This window comes from Proteus sp. G2674 (assembly GCF_009915195.1).
In the GTDB taxonomy this organism is placed as follows: domain Bacteria; phylum Pseudomonadota; class Gammaproteobacteria; order Enterobacterales; family Enterobacteriaceae; genus Proteus; species Proteus mirabilis.
Map to the genome: position 1 here is coordinate 1 of NZ_JAABLS010000036.1, position 5,376 is coordinate 5,376.

At 35.5% G+C, this 5,376-nt stretch carries 8 protein-coding genes and 2 pseudogenes; 1 reads left to right on the forward strand and 9 read right to left on the reverse strand.

Annotated features, from left to right (window positions below; genetic code table 11):
* The 8 genes and pseudogenes from GWI58_RS17910 to GWI58_RS14320 all read right to left on the reverse strand — a co-directional run.
* Positions 1 to 61, reverse strand: a pseudogene (locus tag GWI58_RS17910) (hypothetical protein); the annotation flags it as partial.
* A 1-nt stretch (position 62) separates the two neighbouring features.
* A pseudogene (locus GWI58_RS14295) lies at positions 63 to 392 on the reverse strand (lysis system i-spanin subunit Rz); the annotation flags it as partial.
* A gap of 2 nt (positions 393 to 394) precedes the next feature.
* On the reverse strand, positions 395 to 553 hold the full coding sequence (locus GWI58_RS17760) for a hypothetical protein (protein ID WP_012367623.1): 159 nt from the start codon (positions 551 to 553) through the stop codon (positions 395 to 397).
* Entirely contained in the window at positions 535 to 1,005 is a 471-nt protein-coding gene (locus GWI58_RS14300) for a lysozyme (RefSeq protein ID WP_036976681.1), read from the reverse strand. Before GWI58_RS14300 ends, GWI58_RS17760 begins: the two co-directional genes overlap by 19 nt.
* Complete coding sequence (locus tag GWI58_RS14305) at positions 1,005 to 1,274, reverse strand: bacteriophage protein (RefSeq protein ID WP_036905789.1); 270 nt, start codon at positions 1,272 to 1,274, stop codon at positions 1,005 to 1,007. Before GWI58_RS14305 ends, GWI58_RS14300 begins: the two co-directional genes overlap by 1 nt.
* Positions 1,275 to 1,717: 443 nt before the next feature.
* A complete protein-coding gene (locus GWI58_RS14310; RefSeq protein ID WP_036894738.1) occupies positions 1,718 to 1,969 on the reverse strand; it encodes a hypothetical protein in 252 nt (83 codons plus the stop codon).
* Between the two features lie 152 nt (positions 1,970 to 2,121).
* The gene (locus GWI58_RS14315) at positions 2,122 to 2,550 is read right to left on the reverse strand and encodes a hypothetical protein (protein WP_161769299.1); all 429 of its coding nucleotides are present in this window, start codon (positions 2,548 to 2,550) and stop codon (positions 2,122 to 2,124) included.
* A gap of 416 nt (positions 2,551 to 2,966) precedes the next feature.
* A complete protein-coding gene (locus GWI58_RS14320; RefSeq protein ID WP_017827436.1) occupies positions 2,967 to 3,893 on the reverse strand; it encodes an AraC family transcriptional regulator in 927 nt (308 codons plus the stop codon).
* Positions 3,894 to 3,996: 103 nt separating this feature from the next.
* Between GWI58_RS14320 and GWI58_RS14325 the strand changes: the two genes are divergently transcribed.
* Positions 3,997 to 4,332 (forward strand): carboxymuconolactone decarboxylase family protein, encoded by a 336-nt coding sequence (locus GWI58_RS14325; protein ID WP_004251632.1) that lies wholly within the window; start codon positions 3,997 to 3,999, stop codon positions 4,330 to 4,332.
* Between the two features lie 323 nt (positions 4,333 to 4,655).
* Here GWI58_RS14325 and GWI58_RS14330 read toward each other — a convergent pair whose 3' ends face one another.
* Positions 4,656 to 5,177, reverse strand: coding sequence for a YagU family protein (locus GWI58_RS14330; protein WP_004247148.1), 522 nt, complete (start codon positions 5,175 to 5,177; stop codon positions 4,656 to 4,658).
* Positions 5,178 to 5,376 lie beyond the last annotated feature (199 nt).

The following is a 5,376-nucleotide window of genomic DNA, read 5'->3' on the forward strand; positions in this document are numbered from 1 at the left end:
TCTCTGAGTAACCAATAATTTCGGATAGCGGTGTCAGTAGGTCGGGCGGTGGTTGCATAAGCCAAGCTGGTGGAGGGAGTGGTTTTGACTTTGGGACACTCGGCTTTGATGTACACCCGCTCTGGATGACGCTCACTAATATCACGCAAGTGACTAATTTCATTCTTAGCATTCGCTAGCTCCTGCGTATATTGAATATCCAACTGATTTAATCGCATTATGCGTGCTTGATAGTCAGTATTAATAGACTTCTGTTCTTCGAGAGCCTCCGTTAGTTCTTTGTTTGTTTCTACTAATAGATTAATTCTGTTAGCTTGCCAATTAATCACCCAATAGCCTCCCACAATAATGCCTACCATCGCAATGACGGCATAGAGTTTTCCGTATTTCATGATTAGTACCGATGATATGAGAGTGCAATCTGACAGCGCTTTTCTAAACTCACTTGGTCTTTAGTACATGAGTTATCAATCAAGAGATAAATGCCACCAGCGACTGTAATGAGTAATGCAAGAATAAAGCCGATAATGATGATTAAAGTTTTCCATGACATAGTGCTGACTCCGCCTCTCGACGACTGACAAGCCCTCGCCAAACCTTTCCACCCGCATATACCCAACGTTTTATTTCTTCACAGGCACCCGCTCTATCACCAGCGTTTAGCTTCTTGAGTAATGTTGAGCGAGCAAATGCGGTTGTACCCACATTAAAAGCAAAGGAATATAAAGCAGCTTTGGTGTAGTCATCGAGTGATACTTTGATTAATGCATCGACTTGCTGTTGTGTCTTAATAAAATCGATTTGTAATAACGCATCACATTCTTGTTGTGTGTATCTCTTGCCTTGAATAATGTCTTTGCCTGTATGTCCATAACAAACAGTTAGAACACCCGCCACATCACGATAAGGTTCATAACGTACACCTTCAAAATGGGCTATTACTACTAACGCGATGGCTGTGGCTCCTGCTGTTGTTACCGCCGCTATTTTCTGTTTGAGAGACATTAAATATCCTTTGGCGCTTTCACCATTAATTCAGCAAGCCTTTTTAGGGTTTCAGTTGGGTTTTGTGGGTCAACATGTCGAACAAGCTCTTCAAATAATTGAGTGCGTTTTCGTTGCTCTCGGCGTGTCATAAAATAAGTGGCTAAACCAAGAAGCATGCTGAACGCCATCCCGATAACAAATCCCCATTCATATAATGAAAGACTGGCAAAAAATGCCGTTAAGCCTGCGGTTCCGTAAGTAACATTGGTTAATTTTTCCATACGCATAGTCACCCCCTGAGGAGTGTCCGTTGATGATTAGTGTGAAAGAGTTAAACATGTGAAGGTGAAACTTGAACTAACGTTATGATTTAGATTAAAACGAAAGTTTACAGTTCTATTAAGGATAGTATTTTTACAAAAAAAACTTATTTGACTTAGTGCAAGTTTCTACATTAGTAAAACGAGTAAACTATGAGAGATAGCTAATGTTTAGTTGATATATAACTAATCTATTTTAGTTATCGATTGCTTCTAATTATTATATAGTATCGCTATTAAAGCCTTCATCCGAGGGCTTCTTTTTTATAAATCTCATGAAACGATCATTACTCTCCCTAAATCACAGTATTCATTATCTAAGGTAAGGTTGTCTCTTCTAAAATTTAAGTAATACCTTTAGAAAAACTGTTTTTAAAATTCTTTTTACTCACACTATGAGTAACATTATCTTAATGTGAATTTCTCTTGGAATATGTATAAAATATTTTTCTGATATATATCCATAACATAATACAAATAACAAACACATTGAAAATCAAAAAGTTAGATAATGACAATACTCCACCATGAATAAGCATTGGTATTAAATTAAGTAGTACAATGGTAAATATCAACCAAGCTATTCTCATTGATTTAAACATTACTTTTGACTCATATTTATCCGCATCCGCTATAAGCTCATCTGGTTCTTTAATTTTCATATCGCCTCTTATTGTTATTCAAGCCTCATCAATATAAAAATAATACTTATTAGTCTTTTTACTTTAAAGATGTTTTTATTATAAGATCACGATCATTAAAAGACTCATATATTAGATAGCTTATAAAGTTAATTTAAACCAATAAGTTACATTCAAGAAAGACTAGCATATTTTGAATGAATTAATGTTAATAAAGCCTCAGGCAACTGCTCTTCAAGTGACGCATTAGAAACAATCACAAGACCATACATAGATATCCATGTATTCGTTTGTTGTAAGTGTCCTTGAATAAATTGCTTCGCTTTCTCTAACAAATAAACACAACTCTCTTGTGTATTTTTACGCCAATAGGATTCAATCGCCACCAGCAATGTGTCGCCTGCATCACTAATCTTTTGCAAGCCTATTCGATATTGCTTTTTACCTGCGGGAGATGTCGTGCAAATTAGTTGTGTGAGTTGTTGAGTTTCACCATCAGCCGTATGGATATTCGCCGTTAAAATGATGGAGGTATTCTTTTCACTGTCTGTTTCTGAGGCATAGTGAAGACTAAACTGTAATTCGCTTATCTCTTTTGACATAACACACACCTTTTATTGATATATATCATATTTAGACAAGAAAAAGGTCACTGTAGTGACCTCATATAATTGACAATTAAATGATAATGATTATTATTCGTAAATGTGCCTTTTTTTTCTCCGATATTGATACATTGCTTTATAGTTAATGATCGCTCTCGTTATTAACACTTTTCCCGAAGATTTATGCCGACATGACTCCTAGCGCGTCGGCTTTTTTTTACTCAAATCGGGAATGATAACTCGAACAGCATTCCCGTCACTTAAGTAATAGTGAACTTCTTCTGCTTCTCAATTCCCTTACTCAGCGATTAATTTAAGCGCAAATATAATTTCGTTTTTACTTTAGATAACAAAAAAGTCACCGAAGTGACTTCAAAAGAAAGTAATAATTCTTCTTTACTCTGTGCAAATTTTTACACTTTACTCTGTTGCTTCTTCCACTGCCCTGGTCTGCAATTAAATACACTTTTAAATGCTTTACTAAATGCAGCTTCAGATTGGTATCCGACTCTTTCTGCGATATCTGATAATGTATATTTATTTTGTTGTAATAATGAAAGTGCTTTTAGCATACGAATGGATTGTAGAACTTCGCCAGGTGTCGTATTCGCCGTTGCTTTAAATTGACGCACAAAAGTCGCTCGTGACATTGAAGCGACATTAGCTAAAGAATCAAGTGTCCACCCTTTTTGTGGTTCATTTAACATAGAATTAAATACACGACTTAACCGAGGTTCAGCTAATAATGCTAACCAACTTGAGTTTATATCTGGTTTTTGCCCATAAACACGTAATGCAAAAGCGAATAAAGTCTGAGCAAGCCCATTTAATATCGCAGCCGCCCCTTGATTTGCATTAATGGCTTCCTCTCGAAGCAACTGGCTAAATAAATTCAATACTGTTAGCCCTGGCATTTCCACCAGATTTGCCACTACCATATCAGGAAACCCATTTAATAATAGTAACCCGCTTCCTTTAGCATAAGTCATTCGCCCGCAAAGCAAATCAACATGTTGAGTCTGATCTTCAGATTTTGTGTACTTAACAGGTAAGAAGCCATTATTTTTATGCAAAAAAGGGGGAGGTTCTATATCTCGTTCTCCACTCCAAAGGGTATGTGATTGCCTTCTGTTTAACATTAAAAAAGTGCCTTCGGATAAAACTATAGGGGCTGATTTTTCAATCTGAACATAACACTGCCCTGATAGAACTAAGTGAAAAATAGTTTCATGTTCAACAGATGAAACATGCGGTAAGGAAAAATGTCCTTTCATTTGACAAAACACATCTAATTGCAATTGCCCTTGAGAAAGGTATAAGAGTTGGCTCAACGTATCCATGAGACTAATTCACTAAAAATTGATTCGTTTGATGATGTCATCATCTTTTTTTTCATCCCATAATGTCAACCAATAATTCAGTTAACTCAATAAGGTTAATATCATGCTTAATTGGAATGAATATCGAAAACAATTAATGGGGCGTATTGGTGAGTTAGGAAAATTAACACCTGATACGGTTACTGGCTACCAAGCACTTTCCAATGCAGGTAAAAAAACTAATCATTTAGATGCAAAAACAAGAGAATTAATCGCATTAGCAGTTGCAGTCACAACACGCTGTGATGGTTGTATCGCCGTACATGCTGACACCGCTTTAAAGTTGGGTGCTAGTCATGAAGAAATTGCAGAAGCACTCGGTGTTGCTGTTGCATTAAATACTGGTGCTGCGATGGTTTATTCTGCTCGAGTATTGGATGCTATTGCACCTGAAAATTAATTCGTAATAAATCAATATCAGGGATATTAATTCAATAATCTCAATATATGACCCCAAAAATAATTGGGGTCTATTATTTAAGAGACTTATCATTACACATTGAGATTTTCATTTCCTTCTTCAAAGTAAATGCTCCATACCTAACTCTCTTAAAGTAAAACTCAACTAAATTAACGAAGAATTTAATCAATAAGATGCCGACTCACAGCTCTTGTGTGAACGTGATAACGAGGGTGATTGATTCTGTGGTCGGCATATACGAAAAAAGACCGCCTAAGCGATCTTTAAGAAATTTATAACAGATTAAGGTTGAACTTCCTTATCTACTCAGCATCATTTTCTTTAGTTAAACAATAACGCAAATTTTGTCTAATCGCTTCAATTGACCAGATCCAAAAAGCGGTTCCAACAAACTCAGAAATTAATGCTTGATAACCTGCTGTCCAAAGCCAGCCAGACAATCCTAGTAGAGGTACGACTAAACCATGAGCAAAAACAGAAACGCCAATACCAAAACAAATACCGTGTAATAATTTAACCTTTGGCAAGAATTCAGCAATAACACAATATGTCACAGCGATAACTATTGAGAATAATATATGAACACCATTACCGCCCCAATTAATACTATATCCCATCCAATGATAAGTCATAGTATCTATATTTAATCCAAGCTTTTCGAGTAAGACGACTGGCGGGGGTGTCGTTTCAAGTGTTCTCGGGGGAATTAGGTCTTCAAAACCAGATTTAACTAAAGCTGAAAAGATACCCGCTATAATACCAACATATATTGCTATACCAATATGCCTAGAACTTTTTTTCGTTAACTTAAACAAATCAATCATTATATATACTCGCTCTATAAATTGAATATTATGAGTATAGTAGAGATAAGAATACCTGTTTATTATTTTAATTATTAGTTAAACACTGCAGGTTTATTCTTATAGGATAACAATAAATTTCATCTTGAATATAAACAAACAATCAATGAAAACGAAAAACTTCCAACAAATTTTTTAATTAATAATTATAAATATATTT